The 25,707-nt window shown below is 52.9% G+C and carries 24 protein-coding genes; 7 read left to right on the forward strand and 17 right to left on the reverse strand.

All coding sequences use genetic code 11. The features are described 5' to 3' along the window. Positions 1-107: 107 nt before the first annotated feature. The 6 genes from nuoF to lrhA form a co-directional block, all read right to left on the reverse strand. On the reverse strand, positions 108-1,457 hold the full coding sequence (gene nuoF, locus EDC54_RS07835; protein WP_132454889.1) for an NADH-quinone oxidoreductase subunit NuoF: 1,350 nt from the start codon (positions 1,455-1,457) through the stop codon (positions 108-110). Then, positions 1,454-1,999 (reverse strand): NADH-quinone oxidoreductase subunit NuoE, encoded by a 546-nt coding sequence (gene nuoE / locus EDC54_RS07840; RefSeq protein ID WP_132455154.1) that lies wholly within the window; start codon positions 1,997-1,999, stop codon positions 1,454-1,456. Before nuoE ends, nuoF begins: the two co-directional genes overlap by 4 nt. Before the next feature lie 32 nt (positions 2,000-2,031). After that, a complete protein-coding gene (nuoC, locus tag EDC54_RS07845) occupies positions 2,032-3,831 on the reverse strand; it encodes an NADH-quinone oxidoreductase subunit C/D (RefSeq protein ID WP_132454891.1) in 1,800 nt (599 codons plus the stop codon). 98 nt (positions 3,832-3,929) lie between these two features. Further along, on the reverse strand, positions 3,930-4,604 hold the full coding sequence (locus tag EDC54_RS07850; protein ID WP_132454893.1) for a NuoB/complex I 20 kDa subunit family protein: 675 nt from the start codon (positions 4,602-4,604) through the stop codon (positions 3,930-3,932). Between the two features lie 17 nt (positions 4,605-4,621). Then, entirely contained in the window at positions 4,622-5,062 is a 441-nt protein-coding gene (locus tag EDC54_RS07855) for an NADH-quinone oxidoreductase subunit A (RefSeq protein ID WP_132454895.1), read from the reverse strand. Positions 5,063-5,711: 649 nt separating this feature from the next. Continuing rightward, positions 5,712-6,662: a transcriptional regulator LrhA gene (gene lrhA / locus EDC54_RS07865; RefSeq protein WP_132454899.1), complete on the reverse strand. Its 951-nt coding sequence runs from the start codon at positions 6,660-6,662 to the stop codon at positions 5,712-5,714. Between the two features lie 494 nt (positions 6,663-7,156). Between lrhA and EDC54_RS07870 the strand changes: the two genes are divergently transcribed. Further along, positions 7,157-8,371 carry a pyridoxal phosphate-dependent aminotransferase gene (locus EDC54_RS07870; RefSeq protein ID WP_132454901.1) on the forward strand — a complete coding sequence of 405 codons (1,215 nt, stop codon included), beginning with the start codon at positions 7,157-7,159 and terminating at the stop codon, positions 8,369-8,371. A 129-nt stretch (positions 8,372-8,500) separates the two neighbouring features. After that, positions 8,501-9,100: a 5'-deoxynucleotidase gene (gene yfbR, locus EDC54_RS07875; protein ID WP_132454903.1), complete on the forward strand. Its 600-nt coding sequence runs from the start codon at positions 8,501-8,503 to the stop codon at positions 9,098-9,100. A gap of 13 nt (positions 9,101-9,113) precedes the next feature. On the opposite strand, the gene EDC54_RS07880 is transcribed toward yfbR, so the two are convergent. From EDC54_RS07880 to yfbV, 4 genes are all read right to left on the reverse strand, one after another. Then, positions 9,114-10,946 carry an SLC13 family permease gene (locus tag EDC54_RS07880; protein ID WP_132454905.1) on the reverse strand — a complete coding sequence of 611 codons (1,833 nt, stop codon included), beginning with the start codon at positions 10,944-10,946 and terminating at the stop codon, positions 9,114-9,116. Positions 10,947-11,143: 197 nt separating this feature from the next. Then, the gene (locus EDC54_RS07885; RefSeq protein ID WP_132454907.1) at positions 11,144-11,800 is read right to left on the reverse strand and encodes a sugar phosphatase; all 657 of its coding nucleotides are present in this window, start codon (positions 11,798-11,800) and stop codon (positions 11,144-11,146) included. A gap of 21 nt (positions 11,801-11,821) precedes the next feature. Beyond that, positions 11,822-12,316, reverse strand: coding sequence for a YfbU family protein (locus tag EDC54_RS07890; RefSeq protein WP_132454909.1), 495 nt, complete (start codon positions 12,314-12,316; stop codon positions 11,822-11,824). 161 nt (positions 12,317-12,477) lie between these two features. Further along, positions 12,478-12,933, reverse strand: coding sequence for a terminus macrodomain insulation protein YfbV (yfbV, locus tag EDC54_RS07895; RefSeq protein ID WP_132454911.1), 456 nt, complete (start codon positions 12,931-12,933; stop codon positions 12,478-12,480). A gap of 428 nt (positions 12,934-13,361) precedes the next feature. Between yfbV and ackA the strand changes: the two genes are divergently transcribed. Together ackA and pta are read left to right on the forward strand one after the other, a co-directional pair. Further along, complete coding sequence (gene ackA / locus EDC54_RS07900; protein WP_132454913.1) at positions 13,362-14,564, forward strand: acetate kinase; 1,203 nt, start codon at positions 13,362-13,364, stop codon at positions 14,562-14,564. A gap of 79 nt (positions 14,565-14,643) precedes the next feature. Then, positions 14,644-16,782: a phosphate acetyltransferase gene (pta, locus tag EDC54_RS07905; RefSeq protein ID WP_132454915.1), complete on the forward strand. Its 2,139-nt coding sequence runs from the start codon at positions 14,644-14,646 to the stop codon at positions 16,780-16,782. Positions 16,783-16,982: 200 nt separating this feature from the next. On the opposite strand, the gene yfcD is transcribed toward pta, so the two are convergent. Continuing rightward, positions 16,983-17,615 (reverse strand): NUDIX hydrolase YfcD, encoded by a 633-nt coding sequence (gene yfcD, locus EDC54_RS07910; RefSeq protein ID WP_132454917.1) that lies wholly within the window; start codon positions 17,613-17,615, stop codon positions 16,983-16,985. Positions 17,616-17,734: 119 nt separating this feature from the next. Next, a complete protein-coding gene (yfcE, locus tag EDC54_RS07915; protein ID WP_132454919.1) occupies positions 17,735-18,286 on the reverse strand; it encodes a phosphodiesterase in 552 nt (183 codons plus the stop codon). A 244-nt stretch (positions 18,287-18,530) separates the two neighbouring features. Between yfcE and yfcG the strand changes: the two genes are divergently transcribed. The 3 genes from yfcG (at position 18,531) to EDC54_RS07930 (ending at position 20,620) form a co-directional block, all read left to right on the forward strand. Next, positions 18,531-19,157, forward strand: a complete 627-nt coding sequence (yfcG, locus tag EDC54_RS07920) for a GSH-dependent disulfide bond oxidoreductase (RefSeq protein ID WP_132454921.1) — start codon at positions 18,531-18,533, stop codon at positions 19,155-19,157. A gap of 164 nt (positions 19,158-19,321) precedes the next feature. Continuing rightward, entirely contained in the window at positions 19,322-19,693 is a 372-nt protein-coding gene (folX, locus tag EDC54_RS07925) for a dihydroneopterin triphosphate 2'-epimerase (RefSeq protein ID WP_132454922.1), read from the forward strand. Positions 19,694-19,714: 21 nt separating this feature from the next. Continuing rightward, on the forward strand, positions 19,715-20,620 hold the full coding sequence (locus EDC54_RS07930) for a TIGR01777 family oxidoreductase (RefSeq protein WP_132454924.1): 906 nt from the start codon (positions 19,715-19,717) through the stop codon (positions 20,618-20,620). Between the two features lie 74 nt (positions 20,621-20,694). Here the strand turns inward: EDC54_RS07930 and EDC54_RS07935 are convergent, their stop codons facing one another. The 5 genes from EDC54_RS07935 to folC form a co-directional block, all read right to left on the reverse strand. After that, positions 20,695-21,267, reverse strand: a complete 573-nt coding sequence (locus EDC54_RS07935) for a UbiX family flavin prenyltransferase (RefSeq protein ID WP_132454926.1) — start codon at positions 21,265-21,267, stop codon at positions 20,695-20,697. A 162-nt stretch (positions 21,268-21,429) separates the two neighbouring features. Then, the gene (gene purF, locus EDC54_RS07940) at positions 21,430-22,947 is read right to left on the reverse strand and encodes an amidophosphoribosyltransferase (protein ID WP_132454928.1); all 1,518 of its coding nucleotides are present in this window, start codon (positions 22,945-22,947) and stop codon (positions 21,430-21,432) included. Positions 22,948-22,968: 21 nt separating this feature from the next. Continuing rightward, positions 22,969-23,469, reverse strand: a complete 501-nt coding sequence (gene cvpA, locus EDC54_RS07945) for a colicin V production protein (RefSeq protein WP_132454930.1) — start codon at positions 23,467-23,469, stop codon at positions 22,969-22,971. Positions 23,470-23,746: 277 nt separating this feature from the next. Then, positions 23,747-24,448, reverse strand: a complete 702-nt coding sequence (dedD, locus tag EDC54_RS07950; protein ID WP_132454932.1) for a cell division protein DedD — start codon at positions 24,446-24,448, stop codon at positions 23,747-23,749. After that, a complete protein-coding gene (gene folC, locus EDC54_RS07955; RefSeq protein WP_132454934.1) occupies positions 24,438-25,706 on the reverse strand; it encodes a bifunctional tetrahydrofolate synthase/dihydrofolate synthase in 1,269 nt (422 codons plus the stop codon). Before folC ends, dedD begins: the two co-directional genes overlap by 11 nt. Position 25,707 lies beyond the last annotated feature (1 nt).

Consider the following 25,707-nt stretch of genomic DNA (forward strand, 5'->3'; position numbering starts at 1 on the left):
GGATACGTTAGTTCCGCGCGTTGAAATCCATTGGGTTTATGAGGCCGGCTTATTTGCGCCGCCCTGCGGATACATTCGCTGCATCTCGCACTTACTCTGACAATGTTTTACCAGCGCTCTTTCAACAAGTTAGGCTGAATACCGCTAATCGCTTTAACATTACCCAAGTACTGTTTTGAGAGGCCCGCTTCGAATTCTTCCCGGAAATACTTGATGGCACTTTGCAGCGGCTCCACCGCACCCGGCGCATGCGCACAGAAGGTGTTACCCGGTCCGAGGAAACGGCAAAGCTGCTCCAGCGTTTCGATATCGCCCGGCTGGCCTTCACCTTTCTCCAGCGCACGCAGAATCTTCACGCTCCACGGCAGGCCATCGCGGCACGGCGTACACCAGCCGCAGGATTCCCGCGCAAAGAACTCTTCCAGATTGCGCGTCAGCGACACCATATTGATCTCATGATCGACCGCCATTGCCAGCGCAGTACCCAAACGGCTGCCCGCTTTCGCGATATGCTCAAAATCCATCGGCAGATCGAGGTGGCTTTCCGTCAGGAAGTCGGTACCAGCCCCGCCCGGTTGCCAGGCTTTAAGTTTCAGCCCGTCGCGCATGCCGCCCGCGTAATCTTCTAAAATTTCGCGCGCCGTGGTGCCAAACGGCAGTTCCCACAGGCCCGGGTTATTCACGCGACCGGAGAAGCCCATCAATTTCGTGCCCGCGTCTTTACTCTTACCCGCAGACAACCCCTGATACCACGCCGCCCCGTGCTCGATGATCGCCGGTACGTTACACAGCGTTTCCACGTTGTTGACGCAGGTCGGTTTACCCCACACCCCCGCAGACGCCGGGAAAGGCGGCTTGGAGCGCGGGTTGGCGCGACGGCCTTCCAGCGAGTTAATCAGCGCGGTTTCTTCACCGCAAATGTAACGTCCGGCGCCGGTGTGCACGAACAGCTCGAAATCGAACCCGCTGCCCAGAATATTCTTGCCCAGCAGACCAGCCGCTTTCGCTTCTTCAATTGCGCGACGCAGGTGAACCGCAGCTTCAATGTATTCACCGCGCAGAAAGATGTAGCCGCGGTAAGCTTTCAGCGCGAATGCGCCAATCAGCATACCTTCAATCAGAAGGTGAGGCTCTTGCTCCATCAACAGGCGATCTTTGTATGTGCCGGGCTCCATTTCATCCGCGTTACACAGCAGGTAGCGGATATTCATGCTTTCGTCTTTCGGCATCAGACTCCATTTCAAGCCTGTCGAGAAGCCCGCGCCGCCGCGCCCTTTCAGGCCGGCGTCTTTGACCAGGGTAACCACCTCATCCTGCGCCATGCCGGTTAACGCTTTTTGTGCCGCGGCATACCCATTTTTACTGCGGTATTCATCCAGCCATACCGGCTGTTTGTCCGCACGTAAACGCCAGGTCAGAGGATGCTGCTCAGCAGTCAGAACAATGTTTTTACTCATTGATACTGCTCCAATAACGATTCAATGCCTTCCGGCGTCACATGGGTGTGGGTGTCCTCGTCAATCATCATTGTCGGCCCCTTGTCACAGTTCCCCAGGCAACAGGTCGGCAACAGCGTGAAACGTCCATCGAACGTTGTCTGTCCCGGTTTGATACTGAGCTTACGTTCAAGCGCCGCCTGTACGCCCTGATAACCGTTGATGTGACACACAACGCTGTCACAATAACGGATAATATGACGCCCAACGGGCTGGCGGAAAATCTGGCTGTAAAACGTCGCGACGCCTTCGACATCGCTGGCTGGGATACCCAGTAGATCGGCAATGGCATTGATGGCGCCATCCGGCACCCACCCACGCGCTTTCTGCACAATTTTCAACGCTTCAATCGACGCGGCACGCGCATCTTCATAGTGATGTTTCTCGTGCTCAATGGCATCGCGCTCAGCGTCGCTCAACGTAAAAGCGTTTTCGTTGCCTAGCGAATCGACCACAGATTGTTCATGAGCGTCATGACGCTCGTGACTGTCGCGATCGGGCATGCTGTTATCAAAAATTTTGTTATCAGCCATAGTTAGCGGTCCACATCTGACATAACGAAATCAATACTGCCGAGATAAACGATCAGATCGGATACCAGACATCCGCGAATGACAGAAGGGATCTGCTGCAGATGCGCATAGCTCGGCGTGCGAATACGAGTGCGGTAGCTCATGGTGCCGCCGTCACTGGTCAGGTAATAGCTGTTGATGCCTTTGGTCGCCTCCACCATCTGGAATGATTCATTGGCAGGCATGACCGGCCCCCAGGAGACCTGAAGGAAGTGGTTGATCAGCGTATCAATATGCTGCAACGTGCGCTCTTTCGGCGGCGGCGTCGTCAGCGGGTGGTCGGCCTTGAACGGCCCTTCCGGCATGTTATTGAGGCACTGTTCCAGAATACGCAGGCTCTGGCGTAACTCTTCAACTTTCAACATGACGCGGCTATAGCAATCACTGATCCCGTTACCGACTGGCACCTCAAAGTCAAAATTCTCATAGCCGGAATACGGACGCCATTTTCGGACGTCAAAACCAATGCCTGTGGCTCGCAGCCCTGCGCCCGTCACGCCCCAATCCAGCGCTTCTTTCGCATTATAAGCGGCGACGCCCTGGGTACGGCCTTTCAGGATGGTGTTCTGCAATGCAGCTTTGACATAGGTATCCAGACGGCTCGGCATCCAATCGAGGAATTCGCGCAGCAGGCGCTCCCAGCCGCGCGGCAAATCGTGCGCTACGCCACCAATGCGGAACCACGCCGGATGCATACGGAACCCGGTAATTGCTTCGACTAAATCATAAATTTTCTGGCGATCAGTAAACGCAAAGAAGACCGGCGTCATCGCACCGACATCCTGAATATAGGTACTGATATACAGCAGGTGGCTATTAATGCGGAATAGCTCAGACAGCATCACGCGAATCGTTTTAACGCGATCCGGCACCTCAATGCCCGCCAGTTTTTCTACGGCAAGCACGTACGGCATTTCGTTAACGCAGCCGCCGAGGTATTCAATACGGTCGGTATAAGGAATATAACTATGCCAGGACTGGCGTTCGCCCATCTTCTCCGCGCCGCGATGGTGGTAACCCACATCAGGCACACAGTCGATAATTTCTTCGCCGTCCAATTGCAGAATAATACGGAAGGCGCCGTGTGAAGACGGGTGGTTCGGCCCAAGGTTGAGGAACATGAAGTCCTCATTTTCCGTGCCGCGTTTCATTCCCCACTCTTCCGGTTTGAACGTCAGCGACTCCATTTCCAGATCTTCTTTCTGCTTGGTCAGCACGAAGGGATCGAATTCGGTCGCGCGCGCCGGGTAATCTTTACGTAGCGGGTGCCCTTCCCACGTCTGCGGCATCATGATGCGCGTCAAATGCGGGTGGCCATCAAACGTGATACCAAACATCTCCCAGGTTTCCCGTTCATACCAGTTGGCATTCGGGAAAAACTTGGTGATGGTCGATAAGTGTAAATCCTTCTCGTCCAGCGCGACTTTCAGCATGATGTCGCGGTTACGCTCAACGGAAATGATGTGATAAAAAACGGAATAGTCGGCAGCAGGCAAACCTTCGCGGTGAGTGCGTAAACGTTCATCCATACCGTGAAGATCGAACAGCATGACGTAAGGTTTCGGCTGTTTCTTCAGGAATTCGACAACATCCAGTAATTGCTCACGCTTCACCCACACAACGGGAATACCGGTGCGGGTCGCTTGTACAGTAAATGAATCTGGTCCAAAACGGTTACACAGTTCGCCAATCACCGGATCATCAAGGTGATCGCGGGTTTGCCAGCCTGGCTGAGCGAGATCGTGCGTCGTTAAATCTGTCATAAATAGGTCACCACATTAAATGTGCTAATTCTGTATCTGATGATGGCCGCACACTATTATCGGGGTATTACACGACCACCGTACTCATCATCTACAGGTCAAATCTCATCAGGCGAACGCAGATTAGTCACCGCGATTCGCTCGCCGCGCTTACGCTCACGCTCAGATTGCATATTGGCGCGGTAAACGCCCTGTTCACCCACCACCCATGACAGAGGACGGCGTTCTTTACCGATGGATTCTTTCAGCAACAGCAACGCTTGCATATAAGCTTCAGGACGAGGCGGACAGCCAGGGATATACACATCGACGGGCAGGAACTTATCCACCCCCTGAACAACAGAGTAAATGTCGTACATACCGCCGGAATTCGCACATGCCCCCATGGAGATAACCCATTTAGGCTCAAGCATTTGCTCGTACAGGCGTTGAATGACGGGGGCCATCTTGGTGAAGCAGGTGCCCGCCACAACCATGAAGTCGGCCTGACGCGGCGACGCACGTAAAACCTCCGCGCCAAAACGCGCCACGTCGTGAACGGCAGTAAATGACGTCACCATTTCAACGTAGCAACAGGAAAGACCAAAGTTATAAGGCCACAGGGAATTCTGGCGCCCCCAGTTCACCGTATCATGTAATGCATGTTCCAGTTTGCCCATATAGACACTGCGGTGAACATGTTGCTCCAGAGGGTCGGACACGATCTCCTGTTTTTGCAGGGGATAACGGTCATTCTCACCGTTCGGCTCTATGCGGGTGAGCGTATAGTCCATCTTAAAATGCCTCGCTGTTACTGCGGATGAGTGTTGGTAGTGTTGACGATGTCTGATTTAATGACCTGTCTTTTGGAACGTACCGGGGTCCAGTCAAGCGCCCCAACGCGCACCAGATAAATCAAACCAGCCAATAACACCAAAATGAAAATGGTTGCTTCAATGAAGCCAACCCAGCCGCTTTCTTTGATAGACACAGCCCAAGCGTAGAGATAGAGGGCTTCCACATCAAAGATCACAAAGAACATAGCGACCAGATAAAATTTAGCAGACAGACGTAAGCGCGCCGAGCCAACCGAGTCGATCCCGGATTCGTAAGGCACGTTCTTGGCTCTGGCTCTGGCTCTCCCCCCCAGCAAGAACCCGCCAGTCAGCATGAAAACACACAGGCCTACGGCGATGATAAGGAATAGCGCAAAAGCCCAATGATGGGCGAGGATTTCAGTAGTTGTTGACATTCTCTTTGCTTACTCATCAAAAGTGGCGGGTAACACCTCTGCTCTTTATCGGCAGTTAATGCGCCACATCGATTAAAAGGAAGGATTAATAACCACAAAAAAGCACGGAAACGTATCAGTCACGCCCTGCCTAATGTGATTGAGCCCCTAAATTTGCAACTTTTTTTCAACCTTACTAAAAATAACAGTACATTACTTTACATGCACGCTGTTTTGTTAACAATTTGTGTTCTCACTCGGAGCTAAATCGAGTCAGTCCCCTCTCTCGTTAACCAGAGTGCAACGATACAGAAAGCAAGTTTGCCGCGTTACTATACCATTTTCACAGAAAATGCCTGTTCCCCCATGGGGTTATTAGGGGTATTTTTTGATCCAGCACACATTTTTATCAATTTAGTTATTAAAAAAACCACAACGGTATTGGTTAAGGAAGTCGCTGCTTTTCACAACATATTTTTAATAAAAAAGAAATTGTGTTTTATAAAAAACAAAAACACTTAACCCGCCACGGGGACGTTGGAAAGATAACGATCGACACGGTGTAGGCTAAGCCATAAAAATCAGCGAATCTGAAATACAGGGATTCGCGCAGCCCCCTTTCGGAGGGGTGTCCCTACCCTCCCGGATGGCGTTCAGGCCTTCTTCACTATTACATCATATCCTTCAGCAACGGGTCGGAAGCGCGTTTTTCACTCGCCGTGTCTGTTAACAGACTGACAGAGGTCGCCCCCGATGGCCTCCCTGATTCGATCACATTAAAAATCGCCGTTGCCAGTTCATTCTCCCGATTAGGATTCTGGCAGAGAAAATAACGCGTTTCCGGCAATCGCGGTAACCCTTCTTCCTCACCCAGTACCCGTAATTCCGGGCTCATCATTTCTACCGAACGCACCGTGACGCCCATGCCTGCTCTTACCGCTGCGCGTACCGCAGAAAGCGTGGAAGCAACATACGCGATTCGCCAGGGGATACCGGCCATCGTCAGTTGCTGCGTCGCCAATGCGCGGAAAGGACTCGGCTCATCCAATACCACCAACGGCACAGGTTCTTCCCTCTGGAACTGATAATCTGCCGAGCAGTACCATAACGTCGGCGAGCTGCGCAATAATACATGAGGGAATACCGCGCCGTTCATTGTCGTAATGACAAGGTCTATTTTTCCCTGATTCAGCATTTCCATCATTTCAGCACTACGTTTTACGCTAACGTTGACGGAAAGTTTAGGAAATACTGAGGTAACCCGATGTAGAATATAAGGAAGAATAGTGTCAGCGGTATCGTCAGACGCCCCGATCGTCAACGTACCCTGAATATCGCTGTACATTAATGAAATACAAGCTTCGTCATTGAATTGTAATATTTTTCTGGCGTAGCCCAGAAACTGAATACCATGTTCGGTCAGCAATTTATTACGCCCGTGACGAGCAAAAAGTTCCTTGCCGACAAGTTGTTCCAGCCGTTGCATCTGCTGGCTGACGGCCGATTGAGTCCGATTCACGGCGGCGGCAGCGGCGGCAAACGTGTTTAAATCCGCAACGGCAACAAACGTTCTTAATAAATCAAGATCGAGATTAAGTACTGGTCGGTGTGCACTGGTCATACGATTCTTCACTTATCTATTTTAATTTTAAAAAAATATTCCTGGTGTTTTATAACGATGTACTGGTAACGACCGATACATTTAAAAGACACTATCGCAGACTTTCGGTAAGGGCAAACAAACACGTATATTTCGTTACCGCCATCGCCTTTTGCATGGGTAAGGCCTCAATAATGAAATGGCTCGCCAGCCTTAATCTTTAATTCAATAACAACCCACCTTTTTATTTTTCCTCGTAAAATAAACACATTAAGCATTCCACTCTGGTGCCCTTCTCCCTTCCGGTGAGAAACGATCAATATGACATCAGAAATTTCTCCCTTTTACCATATCGCACCACCCGACGAGTACACAACAACATAGTGCAGATGCGCAATCATTTGCAGCGAAAGCGATAATCATTCTTCAAAAGGCCGTATAGGAGGAGTACATTAAGCGGGTTATGCTATTCCGCACGGGAATATGCGCTCTCTGTAAAAAGGTTCGTACAATTTATGTCTCCGATTGAAAAATCCAAAAAACTGGAGAACGTATGCTATGACATCCGTGGACCAGTACTGAAGGAAGCCAAACGACTTGAAGAAGAAGGCAACAAAGTCCTTAAGCTGAATATTGGCAACCCAGCCCCTTTCGGGTTTGAGGCACCGGACGAAATACTGGTCGATGTCATTCGTAACCTGCCCACAGCACAAGGCTACTGTGATTCCAAAGGACTGTATTCGGCCCGTAAGGCCATCGTTCAACATTATCAGGCGCGGGATATGCGTGATATTACGGTTGAAGATGTCTATATCGGCAACGGCGTTTCAGAACTTATCGTGCAGTCCATGCAAGCGCTGCTCAATTCCGGCGATGAGATGTTGGTTCCCGCGCCGGATTACCCCCTCTGGACTGCCGCCGTTTCCCTTTCCGACGGCAACGCCGTTCACTATCTCTGCGATGAATCTGCGGATTGGTTTCCCGATCTGGATGATATCCGCAAAAAAATCACGCCGCGCACTCGCGGTATTGTCATCATCAATCCGAATAACCCCACAGGCGCCGTTTACAGCAAGGAACTCTTGCTGGAGATCGTCTCGATTGCGCGTGAACACAACCTGATCATCTTCGCTGACGAAATCTACGACAAAATCCTGTATGACGAGGCGCAACATCACTCTATTGCCGCACTGGCCCCGGATTTGCTGACGATCACATTCAACGGGCTTTCCAAGACGTATCGTGTTGCAGGGTTCCGCCAGGGCTGGATGGTCCTGAACGGCCCGAAAAAGCACGCTAAAGGATACATTGAAGGCTTAGAAATGCTGGCGTCCATGCGTTTATGCGCCAACGTGCCAATGCAGCACGCTATCCAGACAGCTTTGGGAGGCTACCAAAGCATCAGCGAATTTATTCAACCCGGCGGACGCCTGTATGAACAGCGTAACCGCTCGTGGGAGTTGATCAACCAGATCCCTGGCGTGTCGTGCGTCAAACCGCGCGGTGCGTTGTATATGTTCCCGCGCATTGATGCCAAACGTTTTAATATCCGCGACGATCAGAAATTGGTGCTGGATCTCCTGTTGCAGGAAAAAGTGCTGTTGGTTCAGGGGAGTGCGTTTAACTGGCCTTACCCGGACCACGTGCGTATCGTCACGCTGCCACGTGTTGATGAACTGGACATGGCGATCCATAAATTAGGTCGCTTTCTGGAGCACTATCACCAGTAATCAAGCCGGGTTTCGCCGGGTTTTCTTAACTCGGCGAAACCCGACCATCATTTGCATTATCTCCGCCAAGTCCCCACAATGGACGCCCACGACATTGCGATTAAACATGCCACCGCCTGAGAGAATGCTATGCAGCAGAGTCACTTTTTCGCCTATCTGTCCCGTTTAAAACTAATCAGCCGTTGGCCGCTAATGCGCAATGTCCGCACGGAAAACGTTTCAGAACATAGCCTCCAGGTGGCCTTTGTCGCCCATGCGCTGGCGGTTATCAAAAACCGCAAATTTGGCGGGAACGTCAACGCAGAGCGCATTGCGCTACTGGCAATGTACCATGATGCCAGCGAGGTGCTGACGGGCGATATGCCGACGCCAATCAAGTACTACAATGCGCAAATCGCCCATGAATATAAGAAGATAGAGAAAATCGCGCAGCAGAAACTGGTTGAGATGTTGCCAGAAGAGCTACAGCAGGATTATCGGATGGTTCTGGACGACAACTACACCAGCGAAGAAGAGCGCATCATCGTTAAACAGGCAGACGCCCTTTGCGCCTACCTGAAATGTCTGGAAGAGCTATCTGCCGGAAATACGGAATTCACGCTAGCCAAAGCGCGTCTGGACAAAACATTGCAGCAGCGCCGTAGCCCGGAAATGGACTATTTCATGACGATATTCATTCCCAGTTTCAGCCTGTCGCTCGATGAAATCAGTCAGGACTCCCCCCTCTGACAGCGCAACAATGTCAGAACGGGTACAGCCACGGCACCATGACCACGCTCACCAGCATGACCAGAACGGTAAAAGGGACGCCAACACGTACAAAGTCCCCGAACTTATAGCCGCCGGGGCCTAATACCAGCGTGTTAACGGGTGACGACACCGGTGTCATAAACGCGGCAGAGGCTGCAATCGCAATAATCATCGCGAAAGGATAAGGCGACACCCCCATCTGCTGTGCCGCGGCAATAGCGATCGGGGCCATCAATACCGCCGTCGCGGTATTGGAAATAAACAGACCGATTACCGCACACAGCACGAAGAGACACACCAGCATCACATGCGGCCCGGCTCCGCCGGCAATTTCCATCAATCCCTGAACAATCAACGCCACCCCGCCGGTTTGTTGCAACGCCAGCGCAAACGGCATCATCCCGACGATAAGAATAATGCTGGGCCAGTGGATTGCACGGTAGGCGCTTTCCATATCAATGCAGCGAAATTTACCCATCAGCAAGCAGGCGATGAGCGCGGCAATGGCATTCGGCACTTCATCCGTCAGCATCATAGCGACCATCAGCGCCAGAGAAAACAACGCATGCGGGGCCTGACTCACCGCAGGCGCAACGTCATCAACTTCTGCGGGGAGGTTAAGCAACAGAAAGTCATTTTTCTGCATGTGCAACTGACGAATCATCCGCCAGTCTCCCATGACCAATAGAATATCGCCAAGCTGAAGCGGCTCATCAGCGAGGATCCCTTCCAGCGCTTCACCCGCCCGGCGGATCCCCACTACGCTGAGACCATAGCGGCTGCGAAACCCGACATCGTACAGCGTTTTGCCTAACAGTTCGGAGTCAGGAATCAAAGAAACTTCAGCCATCCCGACATCCCGCGCCTGCTCAGAGAAATACTCCCCACGCAGCACCATCGGTTCAAGTCGTTGCGCGCGGCAAAATTCACGTAAATCCACCTCTGACGCAGACATATCGATCAGCAGGACATCGTTTAAACGCAGTTCCGTATTCCCAGCCACGCTGATCATCACGCGACGAAATTTACGCCATCGCTCAATCCCGACCACGTTTGCCCCAAAACGCTGGCGCAGACGCAGGTCATCCAGACAATGACCAATAAAGGGTGACCCGGGCCGAATCGCCAGACGGCGTGCTTTACCCGTTAGTCGGTAATCGCGGATCAGATCGCGAAACGTCCTTCTTTTCCACGTCGCTTTTGTCTCTGCCGCTTCCGCCCCGCCAAGCCAGTAACGCGCCACCATCATATACGCCACGCCTAACAGCAACACCACCAAGCCAATCGGCGTCACACTAAAAAAACCAAACCCTGCGATGCCTTCACGTATGAGTTCACTGCTCACCACCATATTTGGCGGCGTTGCCACCAGCGTCATCATGCCGCTAATCAGACCGGCAAAACTGAGCGGCATCATCAGCCTACCGGGTGAAACCTTCATCCTGACGGAAACGCTCAGCACCACGGGAATAAAAATCGCCACAACGCCCGTCGAACTCATAAAGGCACCCAGCAGCGCCACAGTGACCATCAGTAAGATCAGCATCTTAAGCTCACTGCTGCCTGCAACCCGAACCAGCCAATCCCCCACCTGATAGGCGACGCCGGTACGAACCAACCCTTCGCCGATCACGAACAGAGCAGCAATCAGTATGACGTTCGGATCGCTAAACCCGACCAACGCATCAGAGAGCGTCAGCGTGCCGCTCAATACAAACGTAATAATGACCAGGAGCGCCACAACGTCCATGCGTAATTTATTGGTGGTAAACAAAACCATGGCGATCAATAAGAGGGATAAAACCCAGAGAAGTTCGCTATTCAAAAACGGATCCCCTGATGAAAAATGCGTATTGGAAGTGTCGGTTTCAGCATGCGATAAGAAATGCAGGCGCATTTCTTAACACCATCGCGCGATGGCCCTAAAGGCAGCGGACGGGGATAGTCTGCCATAAAAAAAACCTCGCGAATGCGAGGTTCGATCATATTTAGTCACTATTTTATCATCAGGTTATAGACGATCTACCGGCGTAAACAAACCTTAACGCCCCCCGGCGATCTCTCAATGTCTATCTGCGCCAATGAATCAAGAATCAGGTTAACCTTATCCAGCTTCGGCGTATCTGCCGGCGCGTTTACCGCGATGACCTGACATCCCGCCGCCAGCCCGGAGAGTATCCCCGCTGGCGCATCTTCCACGACCACGCATTCCTCCGGCCGAAGCCCAAGACGCTGCGCGCCAAGTAAGTAAGCATCGGGATGCGGCTTCCCATTAGCGACCTGCTCTGCCGTAATAAATTCGCGGGGAGCAGGCAACTCACCATGCCGGTGGCGGGCGCTGGCAATCGGGATCGTCCCCGATGTCACGATGGCCCAGGGAATGCCCAATGCCTCCAGCTTCTCCAGCAGCGCTTTCGCGCCGGGCATAGCAACAACCCCGCGGGTATCGGAAGCTTCTGTATTCTCCAGCGCGATAAACTCCCGTTGAATCGTTTCCTCACTCTGCCCGCGGAGAAAGTGACGCAAGGACGTGATAGCCTGCTTGCCATGAATAAAATCCAGTACTTCCTGTGGTGCGATAGCATGATCTTTCGCCCAGTTAACCCACGCTCGCTCTACGGCAGGCAGTGAGTCAACCAGCGTACCATCGAGGTCAAACAGAAAACCTTTACACTCCACAGAAAGCCCCTTTGTTACTCATCACGCGTTGATGATCTGTACGATTTCCACCGAACTTAAGTGATACTGACGCGGACAAGATTGCCAGACAGCCAGCATCCTATTGTATTTTTCCCACATTTTCGTCTGGGCGTTAAAGCCATGCGAACCCGCATCAAAGTGAGGATAGCGTCCTTCGACATGGACCATGAAACGAACGAAGCCAAGGTAACGCGCTTCCGTCGCTGCATCGAATCCCAGAAAGGTCAGGCGGCGTTCATCCAGATCCTGCTTATCCTTCAGATTGGTCCACGACACCTGCAAAGCATGATGCATTTCCATAATATTAATGATAGTGCGACAAACCTCTTCGCTCAGCTCGCCAAATTCGCGATCCAGCTCACGCATCTGTAGACCATAACCGCGTTCGACGATCGTCTGTAAACGGCGATAGCGCTCGGCGTTATCGGGATCGAGCAAGGTCATCATTTTGTATTGGTTTGAAAGGATCAATCTCTGGGCATTCGTCATTTCCATGTTGCTCTCCTGAACCTTCTTCTGCGGTGTCGATGTCAAACAGCGATTAAGCGTAGAATTGCATACTGAATCGTGTCAGGGTAGCCGTAGCCGCCGCTTCTTTGATTTGAAACAGGAGAAGGAACAAAATACCCTGAGACCCGCGCACAGTCTGACGCCGATCACAAATCGTCCAGAAAGGTCTTATCAAGTTGCTTAAATGCCCGCTTCAGTACATCCGCCAGGGTTTGATAAGTCGGCGCTTCTTCCAGCGGTGCTAATGTCTGGCCTGATTCCTGTAGCTTGTGCCGAATATCATGGAACCATTGCGCCAACGTCGCGGGCAAAGGTGTAACGGAACGACGGCCAAGCCACCATAACCCCTGCAATGGCAGGCTGCAGGCAAAGAGTGCCGTCGCGATAGCCGGACCGAGTTGGCCACCCAATGCAATCTGCCATGTCAATGTAAACACCGCTAACGGCGGCATCACACGAATCCCGAACCGTGTCGCCCGAACCACACGGTTTTCAGGAAAGACAGGCGCCAATTGTTTTTCAATCGGCCACGTGTTCATGTAATGCTGCCCATGCTGGAGTAACTGTCGCCAGCTCTTGCTACCGTCCGGCTGTGTCGCCATCGCCACACCTCAACTTTACTGATAAAAAATAAAAACTTCACACAAACCAACAACTCAAATTGGTAAACTTAAAATATATTTTGTGTTTATCTGACGCTATCGGTATCCTAAGCCGGCCTTTTGGCCGCGGTATACCTAAAGTAGTATGACTACACGCGAGGTGTATAATTCCCTTCGCGATATTAAGCGCAGCCAACGGTCACAACGCGGTTGTCCATCGCTTTAAAGCTGCGGTTTACATCAGGTCGGTGTCACTGTGTCATACCTCTTCTCAGGTATAACATAAGTAATCGTCTCGACCCTAATTCATCGTTGTGTCTGGTGCATCGCACCAAGGCATGATGTTAATCATAAATGCCAGTGGCATTATGCGATACGCTATGCCCTGTATGACATTTATTAACCATGTATAACAAGTAGGTACTTCCATGTCGAGTAAGTTAGTACTGGTTCTTAACTGCGGTAGTTCATCCCTGAAATTCGCGATCATCGATGCGATTAACGGAGAAGAGTACCTGTCTGGTTTAGCCGAGTGTTTCCACCTGCCTGAAGCCCGTATCAAATGGAAAATAGACGGCGGTAAACAAGACGCCGAACTGGGCGCCGGTGCGGCTCACAGCGAAGCGCTGAACTTCATCGTCAACACCATTCTGTCTCAGAAACCAGAGCTGTCGGCGCAGCTGGTTGCTATCGGTCACCGTATCGTTCACGGCGGTGAGAAGTTCACCCAATCCGCGATCATCACTGACGATGTCCTTCAGGGTATCAAAGATTCCGTACCTTTTGCACCGCTGCACAACCCGGCGCACCTCATCGGCATCGAAGAAGCGCTGAAATCTTTCCCGCATCTGGCTGATAAAAACGTCGCTGTTTTCGACACCGCCTTCCACCAGACCATGCCGGAAGAGTCTTATCTTTATGCACTGCCGTACAAACTGTATAAAGAAAACCACATCCGCCGTTACGGCGCGCATGGCACCAGCCACTACTTCGTTTCCCGCGAAGCCGCTAAAGTGCTGAACAAGCCGGTTGAAGAGCTGAACGTTATCACTTGCCATTTGGGTAACGGCGGCTCTGTTACGGCTATTCGCAACGGAGAGTGCGTTGATACTTCAATGGGTCTGACGCCGCTGGAAGGGCTGGTTATGGGAACGCGCTCCGGCGATATCGATCCCGCCATCGTTTTCCATCTGCATGACGCGCTGGGTATGGACGTTGCCAGCATCAACAAATTGCTGACCAAAGAGTCCGGCCTGTTGGGTCTGACGGAAGTGACCAGCGACTGTCGTTACGTTGAAGATAACTACCAAACGAAAGCAGACGCCAAACGTGCGATGGATGTTTACTGCCACCGTCTGGCTAAATACATCGGTTCCTACACGGCACTGATGGAAGGCCGTCTAGATGCCGTGATCTTCACCGGCGGTATTGGTGAAAACGCGGCGATGGTGCGTGAACTGACGCTGAAAAAACTCAGCCTGCTGGGCTTTGAGGTCGATCACGAGCGCAACCTGGCTGCCCGCTTTGGTAAAAGCGGCAACATCGCCAAAGAGGGTACCCGCCCGGCGCTGGTTATCCCAACCAATGAAGAGTTGGTCATCGCGCAAGACGCCCACCGTCTGACTGCGTAAAACAAATAATGCCCAACACCGTCAGCTCAGGCTGACGGTGTTGTTTTTGACTAACGAGCAACCGTAAAGAGGTTCAGCCGTGTCCCGTATAATCATGTTGATCCCAACTGGCACCAGCGTTGGTCTGACAAGCGTCAGCCTGGGTGTCATCCGTTCCATGGAACAGAAAGGCGTCCATCTGAGTGTGTTCAAACCTATCGCTCAGCCGCGCAGTGGCGACAACACGCCAGACCAGACGACCACCATCATTCGAGCCAACTCCGCCATCAATGCCGCTGAACCGCTGGCAATGAGCCACGTAGAGGCCCTGCTGAGCTCTAATCAGCAGGACGTGCTGATGGAAGAGATCATTGCCCGCTACCATGAAAACACCAAGGATGCCGAAGTCGTTCTGGTTGAAGGTCTGGTTCCCACGCGCAAACATCAGTTCGCTAACGCATTGAACTATGAGATTGCCAAGACGCTGAATGCGGAAATCGTTTTCGTACTGGCGCTGGGTAATGACTCGCCGGCACAGTTGAAAGATCGTATCGAACTGGCTCGCTCCAGCTTCGGCGGCAGCAAAAACAAAAACATTACTGGCGTCATTATCAACAAACTGAATGCACCGGTAGACGAACAGGGTCGTACTCGCCCTGACCTGTCTGAAATCTTTGATGACTCCACGAAAGCCAGCGTTGCCAACGTCGATCCGAAGCAGCTGTTCGCCAACAGCCCGCTGCCGGTGCTGGGCTGCATTCCATGGAGCTTTGATCTGATCGCGACGCGCGCAATCGATATGGCGAATCACCTGAATGCTCGCATCATCAACGAAGGTGATATTCAAACGCGTCGCGTTAAATCGGTAACGTTCTGCGCACGCAGCATTCCCCATATGTTGGAACATTTCCGTCCGGGTTCACTGCTGGTGACCTCCGCTGACCGTCCGGATGTGCTGGTTGCCGCCTGTCTGGCCGCCATGAATGGCGTGGAAATCGGCGCCCTGCTGCTGACTGGCGGTTACGAAATGGATCCGAGCATCGCCAAACTGTGCGAGCGCGCATTCCAGACCGGTCTGCCGGTATTCATGGTCAAAACTAACACCTGGCAAACCTCACTCAGCCTGCAAAGCTTCAATCTTGAAGTGCCGGCGGATGACCGTCAGCGCGTAGAGAAAGTACAAGAGTATGTCGCCCGCCACATCGACACCCAGTGGATCGATTCCCTGAGCGCCGCGTCTGAACGTTCTCGCCGCCTGTCTCCGCCAGCGTTCCGTTATCAGTTGACTGAACTGGCGCGTAAAGCAGGCAAGCGTATCGTTCTGCCGGAAGGCGATGAACCACGTACCGTTAAAGCAGCAGCAATCTGTGCCGAACGTGGCATTGCACACTGTGTACTCATCGGCAACCCGGAAGAGATCCAGCGTGTGGCAGCCGCTCAGGGCGTAGAACTGGGCAAAGGCATTGAAATCGTTGATCCCGTCGCCGTGCGTGAAAACTATGTCTCTCGTCTGGTTGAGCTGCGTAAGAATAAAGGCATGACCGAAGTGGTTGCGCGCGAACAGTTGGAAGACAACGTGGTTCTGGGTACGCTGATGCTGGAACAGGGCGAAGTTGACGGTCTGGTTTCCGGCGCGGTTCACACCACAGCCAATACCATCCGCCCACCGCTACAGCTGATCAAAACCGCGCCGGGCAGTTCGCTGGTATCGTCTGTGTTTTTCATGCTGCTGCCTGAGCAGGTTCTGGTTTACGGCGATTGCGCCATCAACCCGGATCCGACCGCAGAACAGCTGGCCGAGATCGCTATCCAGTCCGCCGACTCCGCGGCGGCCTTCGGTATCGACCCGCGTGTTGCAATGATCTCCTACTCTACCGGTAACTCCGGTGCGGGTAGCGATGTTGAGAAAGTGCGTGAAGCAACTCGTCTGGCACAGGAAAAACGGCCCGATCTGGTCATCGATGGTCCATTGCAATATGACGCCGCGATCATGGCCGATGTCGCACAGTCCAAAGCGCCAAATTCTCCGGTCGCCGGTAAAGCAACCGTGTTCATCTTCCCGGATCTGAACACCGGTAACACCACATACAAAGCGGTGCAACGCTCTGCTGACCTGATCTCCATCGGGCCAATGCTGCAAGGCATGCGCAAACCGGTTAACGACCTATCCCGCGGGGCGCTGGTCGATGATATCGTTTATACCGTCGCTTTAACCGCGATTCAGGCGACCCAGATCTAATTGATAGCCTGACTCACGTTGCCCGAGCGGGTAACGCTGTCTTTATGCCAGCCTTGTGCTGGCATTTTTGTTTCTGTCTACCCAGAAATGACGCAAAAAGCAGAGACGCGTTGGCTGATGACGGTAATGGAGACTGGAACTGAATTTTCGGCAGATGACGCCGCTGCGAAGAACAGCAGCGGCGAGAAGACGTTAACAGGTTATTTCAGTGAGTCCGTTTCTGATGGCGCGTCATTATTGCCGTTCTCCGCGCGATCGGGCTCGGCGGGTAATTCAGCCTCCTCGTCCTGCTGGCGTAAAATCGGCTTGCCATATTCCCGATCGCTATAGCGCGTCAGCCACAGTGACAGCGCTTTGAGTGAATCCGGCGTAAACTCATCGCACCGGGCGGTAATCTCCTGCGGTGTCAGCCAACTGACTTCATCAACCTCTTCTTCCTGCAAAGCGAAGGGCCCGTGGGTAACACAGCTAAACAACGCCCCCCACACGCGACAGTTTTCGCCTTCAAAATAGAACTGGCCATGCTCTGCAAAGGGGACGTCGGCAATACCAAGTTCCTCCTCCGCCTCACGACGCGCAGATTCCAGCATGTGCTCACCGCTTTGCACAACCCCGCCCGCCGTCGCGTCAAGCCAGCCCGGATAGAAGTCTTTATTTTTCGTCCGACGCTGCACCAGAATTTTGCCCATGCCATCATGTACAACAATGTAAGTCGCACGATGACGAAGATTTTGCGCACGCATCTGCTGACGACTTGACTGGGCGATTACCTCGTTGTTTTCATTGACGATATCAACCCACTCTGTACCTGCCGCCTGACTTTGTTCCGCCATCCTCTGAAACCCTTTAGTATTGGCGCGTTGCTACGCGCGTCTGTTTTACATAATTGAATGTTGCTGTAACCCTTCCCCGCCACTGGCTGGAAAAGTTCAAAAACAGGACATACGCTAAATTAGTGCCTAATCGTGACCTGTGCAATAGGCTCGCCGCCATGCAGTGGCAGAACCCGCAGTTCGTCTTGTTCGAGCAGACCGTAGCTCGCCGGATATCCACCTTTTGGCAAGCTGACTGAACCGGGGTTAAACAAGTAGTGTTCACCACGTCGCTCGGCAAACGGGAGGTGGGTATGGCCATACACCAGCACATCCCCCGTGTGTAGCGGCGGCAGATGGTCGGGGTGATAGAGATGCCCATGCGTCAGAAAAAGGCGATTTTGCGGTAACAGGACCTGTTGCCACGGCGCCATAACCGGAAAAGTGAGCAGCATCTGGTCAACCTCGCTGTCGCAATTCCCGCGGACGGCAACGATGCGCGATGCATACGCGTTCAGCCGGGTAGCGACTTCCGCTGGCTGGTATGCGTCGGGTAGCGGATTGCGCGGGCCATGATTGAGAAAATCACCCAATAAAATAAGCCAGTCGGCCTGTTTCTGCTCGAAGATGTTCAGCACCCGTTCCGTTGCGCTGAGAGAACCATGTATGTCGGACGCAAACAGTAATTTCATCGTTCTTCCCTACCATTCTCATACCCAAAAACGATCGCCGTGTTGTTGCAGGTAGTCTATCAAAGTTGGCCGCTCACTTCCGGCAAACATCACATCACCGTGCGCTGTCGCTTATTTTTTAAACGAAGGAGTGATAAGATTAACAACATGATACCTCCTTATCCTGACAGCCGATTGGCCGCTGTGGCGATCGGTTTCCATACGCCCCATGATGTTTTGCTGAAGTAAAAAGGAGACTCGATTCATGATCGATCTATATTATGCACCGACGCCTAACGGGCATAAGATTACCCTGTTTCTGGAAGAAGCAGGCCTTCCTTACCAACTCCACCACGTGAATATCAGCAAAGGCGAGCAGTTCAAGCCGGCGTTTTTAGCTATCTCGCCAAACAATAAGATACCCGCCATTGTCGATCATCAGCCGGCAGACGGCGGCGCCCCCGTTAGTCTGTTTGAATCCGGAGCAATTTTGCTGTATCTGGCGGAAAAACATCGCGTTCTGTTAAGTTCAGAATTACGCGAACGCACCGCTACCCTACAGTGGCTTTTCTGGCAAGTCGCCAACTTTGGTCCGATGTTGGGGCAAAACCACCATTTTAACCATTACGCGCCGCAGCCGGTGCCTTACGCCATTGAACGCTACCAGCAAGAGGCTCTGCGCCTGTACCGCGTGCTGGATAGCCATCTGAAAAATCACCCCTGGCTGGCTGGCGAACACTACAGCATCGCCGATATTGCCACTTACCCTTGGGTTGTTCCTTACGCTCGTCAACGCATTGACCTTGATGATTACCCAGCGGTAAAAGCGTGGTATAAGCGCATCAGCGAACGCCCGGCGACGCAGCGCGCCTATGAATTAGCGGAGCAATAACAATATACGCCAGTACCCGTTCGGTCTTTGGGCATCTTCTGCTATGGTAATCACTATCCTGTTGTTAATGATATTGTTACCAACACGCCGATATCTGTTACCCAACTCACTGGTGCCGTGCTTTATTGGCGGCAACGGGAAAAGAAGCCCCCGAGGACCGAGCAATGTCACAACACCATTCTGACGCGATTATCCGCATCAAAAATTTGCGGTTGCGTACCTTCATCGGCATCAAAGATGAGGAAATCGCCAATAAGCAGGATGTGATCATCAACGTCACCATTCACTACCCGGCAGAACAGGCGCGCAACAGCGAGAACATTGATGACGCGCTGAACTATCGCACCATCACCAAAAATATCATTCGCCACGTGGAAAATAACCGCTTCGCTCTGCTGGAAAAATTAACGCAGGATGTGCTCAATATCGCCAGCAATCACGACTGGATCACCTATGCTGAAGTAGAAGTGGATAAACCCTTTGCGTTGCGATACGCCGATTCGGTTTCAATGACCATGCGTTATCACAAGGCATAACGATAACAAAAGGGGCCAGCGATGCAATTACTCATTACAGGTGGAACCGGCCTTATTGGACGCCATCTTATCTCGCGTTTACAATTGCTTTCCCATCGCATCACGGTGCTGACTCGCGATCCTGAACGTGCCCGCGGTATTCTCGGCAATCAGGTGGAATATTGGTCGACGTTGGACAATGTAACTTCGCTGAATGATTTTGACGGCGTCATCAATCTCGCCGGTGAACCCATAGCCGACAAACGCTGGACACCCCGGCAAAAACAGCGCCTGACGCAAAGCCGTTGGGCTGTCACCGAACAGCTGGCGAAGCTTATTACCGCCAGCAGCGAACCGCCCACCGTTTTTATTTCAGGCTCCGCTGTCGGGTACTATGGCGATCAGGGGGAAGCGCTGGTCACAGAAGATGAATCTGCTGTTGATGAATTTACACACCGCCTGTGCGCCCGTTGGGAAGCGCTGGCGCAGTCTGCCGAAAGCGATCAAACCCGCGTCTGCCTGCTGCGTACCGGCATTGTCCTGTCGGCACAAGGCGGCGCGTTGGCAAAAATGCTGCCGCTCTTTCGCCTTGGCCTCGGCGGGCCGATGGGCTCCGGTAAACAATATATGCCCTGGATCCATATTGATGACATGGTCAACGGCATTATTTACCTGTTGGATCAGCCAACGCTTAACGGGCCCTTCAATATGGTTTCGCCCTATCCGGTTCATAATGAACAGTTTTCCGCCATGCTGGCACATGTGTTGGATCGTCCCGGTTTCCTGCGTGCGCCGGCTTTCGCGATCAAACTCCTTATGGGAGAAGCGGCAACGCTGGTTTTGGGCGGGCAGCGCGCCATTCCGCAACGGCTGGAAGCCGCCGGCTTTGGCTTTCGCTTCTATGAATTGGAAGAGGCACTACAGGACGTGACAAAAAAAGCCGGCTGACGGCTGTCCGTTTCAGACAACCGCAGTCTCTTCACCGCGTAGAAACCATCCTGATGGGATGCCGCATCCGTCTGCTATGATGCGCCCTGCCACCGCGTAAAGAGATCCGTCGGCAGGGCGATATCGAACTGGTCCAGAATTCGGTTCACCGTCTGATCCACGACATCCTGCACGCTTTCCGGGCGATGATAAAATGCCGGCACCGGTGGCATAATGATCGCACCCAGTTCCACCGCGCTGGTCATCAAACGCAAATGGCCTAAGTGTAAAGGTGTTTCACGCACGGCCAGCACCAGAGGACGGCGCTCTTTCAATATGACATCCGCTGCGCGCGTCAGGAGATTGTCGCTATAACTGTGCACAATCCCAGAAAGGGTTTTTATCGAACAGGGCAAAATAACCATCCCCGCCGTTTTAAACGAGCCTGAAGAGACGCTGGCGGCAATATCGCGCGTGTCGTACACCACGCTGGCTAACGCCTGCACATCACGCAGGCTAAAATCCGTTTCCAGCGCCAGCGTCTGACGTGCGGCCTGACTCATGATCAGATGCGTCTCAATGCCTTCCACTGTCTGTAAAACCTGTAGCAACCGAATGCCGTAAATAACGCCGCTGGCACCGGAAATCCCTACAATGAGTCGCTTCATTCGTTTGCCCTCTGACTGGTCGCGCAAAGTGAGACGCGGGAAAATCATGTGTGCAGACTTTGCCGTATCGATCCCTGATAAGCAAGGAGAAGCACACAAAACAAAAAGGGAAGACGCTTTCGCGTCTTCCCCCTTAGATCGGCCCCGCCCTGAAGTCAGTCGTTAGCCTTCGTTATGCAGTTCCAGATCTTCAACCTCATTCTGGCTGCGTAATGCCTTAGCATCGTCATTGCGCAGCATTTCCAGGTAATCCAGATAGCCTTGATCGACATCTTTAGTCACGTAAATGCCGTTGAAAACCGAACATTCAAACTGAACAATGTCCGGATTATCTTCCCGCGCAGCGTCGATGAGATCGTCCAGATCCTGGAAAATCAGCGCGTCGGCACCAATTATCTTACAGATTTCATCCACTTCGCGACCGTGGGCAATCAATTCGTTAACGCTCGGCATATCAATGCCATACACATTAGGGAAACGAATTTCCGGTGCGGCCGAGGCCAGATAAACGCGTTTGGCACCCGCTTCTCGCGCCATTTCAACGATCTGCTCTGATGTCGTACCGCGCACGATGGAATCGTCCACCAGCAGTACATTTTTGTCACGAAATTCGGCGCGATTAGCATTCAGCTTACGCCGCACGGACTTACGACGCGCCTGCTGACCCGGCATGATGAAGGTCCGTCCCACGTAGCGGTTTTTCACGAACCCCTGACGGTACGGCTTGTCGATAATACGCGCAATTTCCAGCGCGATATCACAAGACGTTTCCGGGATCGGGATAACCACATCAATCTCAAGATCTTCCCACTGACGCGCAATCTTTTCGCCAAGCTTCTGTCCCATACGAACGCGAGCGCTGTACACCGAGATTTTATCAATGAAAGAATCCGGACGAGCAAAGTAGACATACTCAAACAGACACGGGTTGCTCTTTGGATTTTCCGCGCACTGGCGGGTAAACAACTGCCCTTTCTCGGTAATGTAGATCGCCTCTCCGGGCGCCACATCGCGCAAGAATTCAAAGCCTAACGTATCCAGTGCCACGCTTTCCGACGCGACCATGTATTCGCTGCGGCCATCGTCCAGATCGCGCTTGCCAATCACCAGAGGACGAATTCCGTTAGGATCGCGGAATGCCACCATACCATGACCGATAATCATCGCCACACAGGCATAAGCCCCACGGATTTGCTGATGCGTCGCGGAAACGGCCGCAAAAATGTTATCAGCTTCCAGCGGGTAATGCTGAAAACGATCCAGCTCTCTGGCGAAGATATTCAACAGAATTTCAGAATCGGACGTGGTGTTAACGTGACGACGCTCCTGCTCGAACAGCTTTTTACGCAGTTCGTGCGCGTTAGTCAGGTTTCCATTGTGGGCCAGCGTGATACCGAACGGAGAGTTGACATAGAAAGGCTGTGCTTCCGATGCGCTGGAACTGCCCGCCGTCGGATAACGCACGTGACCAATCCCCATGTTTCCCTGTAGGCGCTGCATGTGTCTGGCTTCAAACACATCTTTGACCAGACCGTTGGCTTTACGCAGGCGAAAACAATTCAGAGCATCAATGGTAACAATCCCCGCAGCATCCTGCCCACGGTGTTGCAACACCGTTAACGCGTCATAAATCGACTGGTTGACCGGTGTAAAACCGGCGATACCGACAATACCGCACATGGTGTCTTTTCCTCATCAGCGCTACCGCAGCGGCAAATGCTGCGGCAAGAAACTTGACGTGCTTTGCAGGTAGTCAAAAAACCACCTGATAATGTAACTGAACTGCGGGATTAACTGGGACTGCTTCCAGTCATCGCTCTGCGAAAAACCGGTAAAGGTATCCAGAAAGAAGAGCAGCGCGGAAACGATCAGCACACCGCGCAGCGCACCAAAACAGATGCCCAAAACACGGTCGGTGCCGGATAATCCGGTCCGCTCAACCAACGAGCCTATCGCGTAGTTGACGATAGCCCCCACAATCAGCGTGGCAATAAACAGAATGGCGATCGCGATGCCGTTGCGTACCAGTTCATCATCAAAACGGGTGAAATATACCGCAAGGTAGGCGTAGTAATGGCTGGCAATAAAAAAGGCACATCCCCAGGTTACTAACGACAGCGCTTCACGAACAAATCCCCGGATTAAGCTAACCAGAGCCGAAAACCCGATGATGCCAATAATGACGTAATCAACCCAAACCATGAACGATCCTAATAATGAACGATGCTATCAATAGTCGCTACGCCGTCCTGTTCGCGGCGCATTCTAACAGAAAAAGAAAACGTTTGCGTAGCGTATTTCCGCCGATGCGATCAATAGACGATCGGGCGAAAACATCTTCGGCACATGTGCCTGATGCGATTAACGAACGGCCTTCCAGAGCGGGCCTGAGGGGACGCAACCGCTGTGCGTTTCGTCCCCTCAGCCTCATCCTGTTTGTTCAGGTAACACAAAATCGGACACGCTGATATCCTCGCCCCTAGCGAACCGAATGCGCCCGTATCTGTCCGCTGAGCCCACTGAGCTGTTTCAATTCCCCCAGCGAAGACTCCAGTTTCTGCTTCGAGGCATCCGGCCCCACATAAATACGGGTAATTTCCCCCGGAACCGGCGTTGACGGCACGGTATAGGCCCGGTAGCCAGAGAGGCGGAGTTTGGCGACAATCTCATTGACCTTATCCGCATTTTTCAGCGCCCCCAACTGCACAATGTAGGCTTGCCCGGCAGGCGCCTGTTGCGTCGGCTGGGGTTCAGGCTTCACTGCCGGTTTCGGTTCAGGTTTCGGCTTCACCTCAGGTTTTGGCTGAGGCTTCGGCGCAACCGGCGTTGGCGTCTGAACAGGCGGGTGTTCAACCACCACGGGCGGTACCGTCAAGGCGGGGGCCTGCTCCGCAGGGGGAGAAGCGGGAGTGGTCGGCATACTGACCGCGGGCGCTTCAGCTTCCGGGCGTCCCTGCATGACCGACTCCGCGCCTTCCGGCGGCTGATTTGGCAGTGACTGCGTCAACGCGGGCAGCGAATCCATCTCATTGCTGTCGCCCGGTTTTGGGATCAGGGGGATCGACGCAAACTCATCTTCGTAATGTTTTTTCTTGCCGTCCAGCAAGCCGGGTAACACGATGACGCCCAACGCGACCAGAATAACCGTCCCCACCAGGCGATTCTGAAATTTACTCGCCATACGTTTTTTCCTCATCCAGCGCTTCCATCACATGCGCTACCGTATGAAAAGAGCCACACACAATCACGATATCCTGCTCTGCGGCTTCGGACATTGCCTGTCGCCAGGCAGCGGCCACATCGGGAAATGATTGGCTGTGCGCCAGATATTCGGCAAGCTGCTGCGCCGTCGCGCCACGCGGCCCTTCAAGCGGCGCGCAATACCACTCATCAACTAACGGCGTCAGGTGAGCCAGCGTACCGGCAATGTCTTTATCGGCCAGCATGCCGACGACGGCGCGCACTTTTCCCGTTCGGGGCAAAGCGGACAGGCGGTTCGCCAGATAGGCGGCGGCATGAGGATTATGCGCTACGTCAAGGATCAATAGCGGCGATTCGCGCACAATCTGAAAACGACCGGGCAATGCGGCGCGCTGCAACCCCTGCCGAATCGCCTCTTCGCAGACATTGAGTGAAGAGCTGTAAACTGCGGCCAGCGCGGTGGCGGCATTCGGCAGCGGTACGTTTGGCAATGGCAATCGCGATAGCTCACGCTGTTTGTCCTGCCAACTCCAGGTCGCACGCTGTACTGAAAACTCCCAGTCACGACCGCGACGGCGCAGGAGCGCCCCTTTTTCAGCCGCGACATCAGCAATCGTTCCCGGCATATCCGGCTCACCGACGATAGCAGGCTTCCCGTGTCGGAAGATCCCAGCCTTTTCCCGCCCAATACTGTCCCGATCGTTGCCAAGCCAGTCGGTATGGTCAAGCGCAATACTGGTTACCACGGCGACATCCGTATCCACAATATTGGTGGCATCCAAACGCCCCCCTAACCCGACCTCCAGAATGACGACATCCAGATTCGCCTGTTTAAAGAGCTGCAATGCCGCCAGCGTACCGAATTCAAAATAGGTGAGCGATACCGCCCCTCTTCCGGATTCGATATCCGCAAAGGCCTGTGTATGCAGAGCTTCAGGCAATTCTTTGCCCTGAATACGCACACGCTCGGTATAACGAACGAGGTGGGGAGAACTGTATACACCAACCCGCAACCCGGCAGCCAGCAGAATGGATTCCAGCGTACAGCAGGTTGTTCCTTTACCGTTGGTGCCTGCGACGGTAAAAACCGTTCCGGCAGGCTGTAACAGTTGCAGACGATCGGCGACCTGCTTAACGCGTTCCAGACCTAAATCGATGGCCTGGGCGTGCAGGTGCTCAAGATAATGAAGCCACGTGACCAAAGGTGACGTGGCTTGAGGTATTTGAAGAGTCTTCATG

The organism is Samsonia erythrinae (assembly GCF_004342665.1).
GTDB classification, from domain to species: Bacteria; Pseudomonadota; Gammaproteobacteria; order Enterobacterales; family Enterobacteriaceae; genus Samsonia; species Samsonia erythrinae.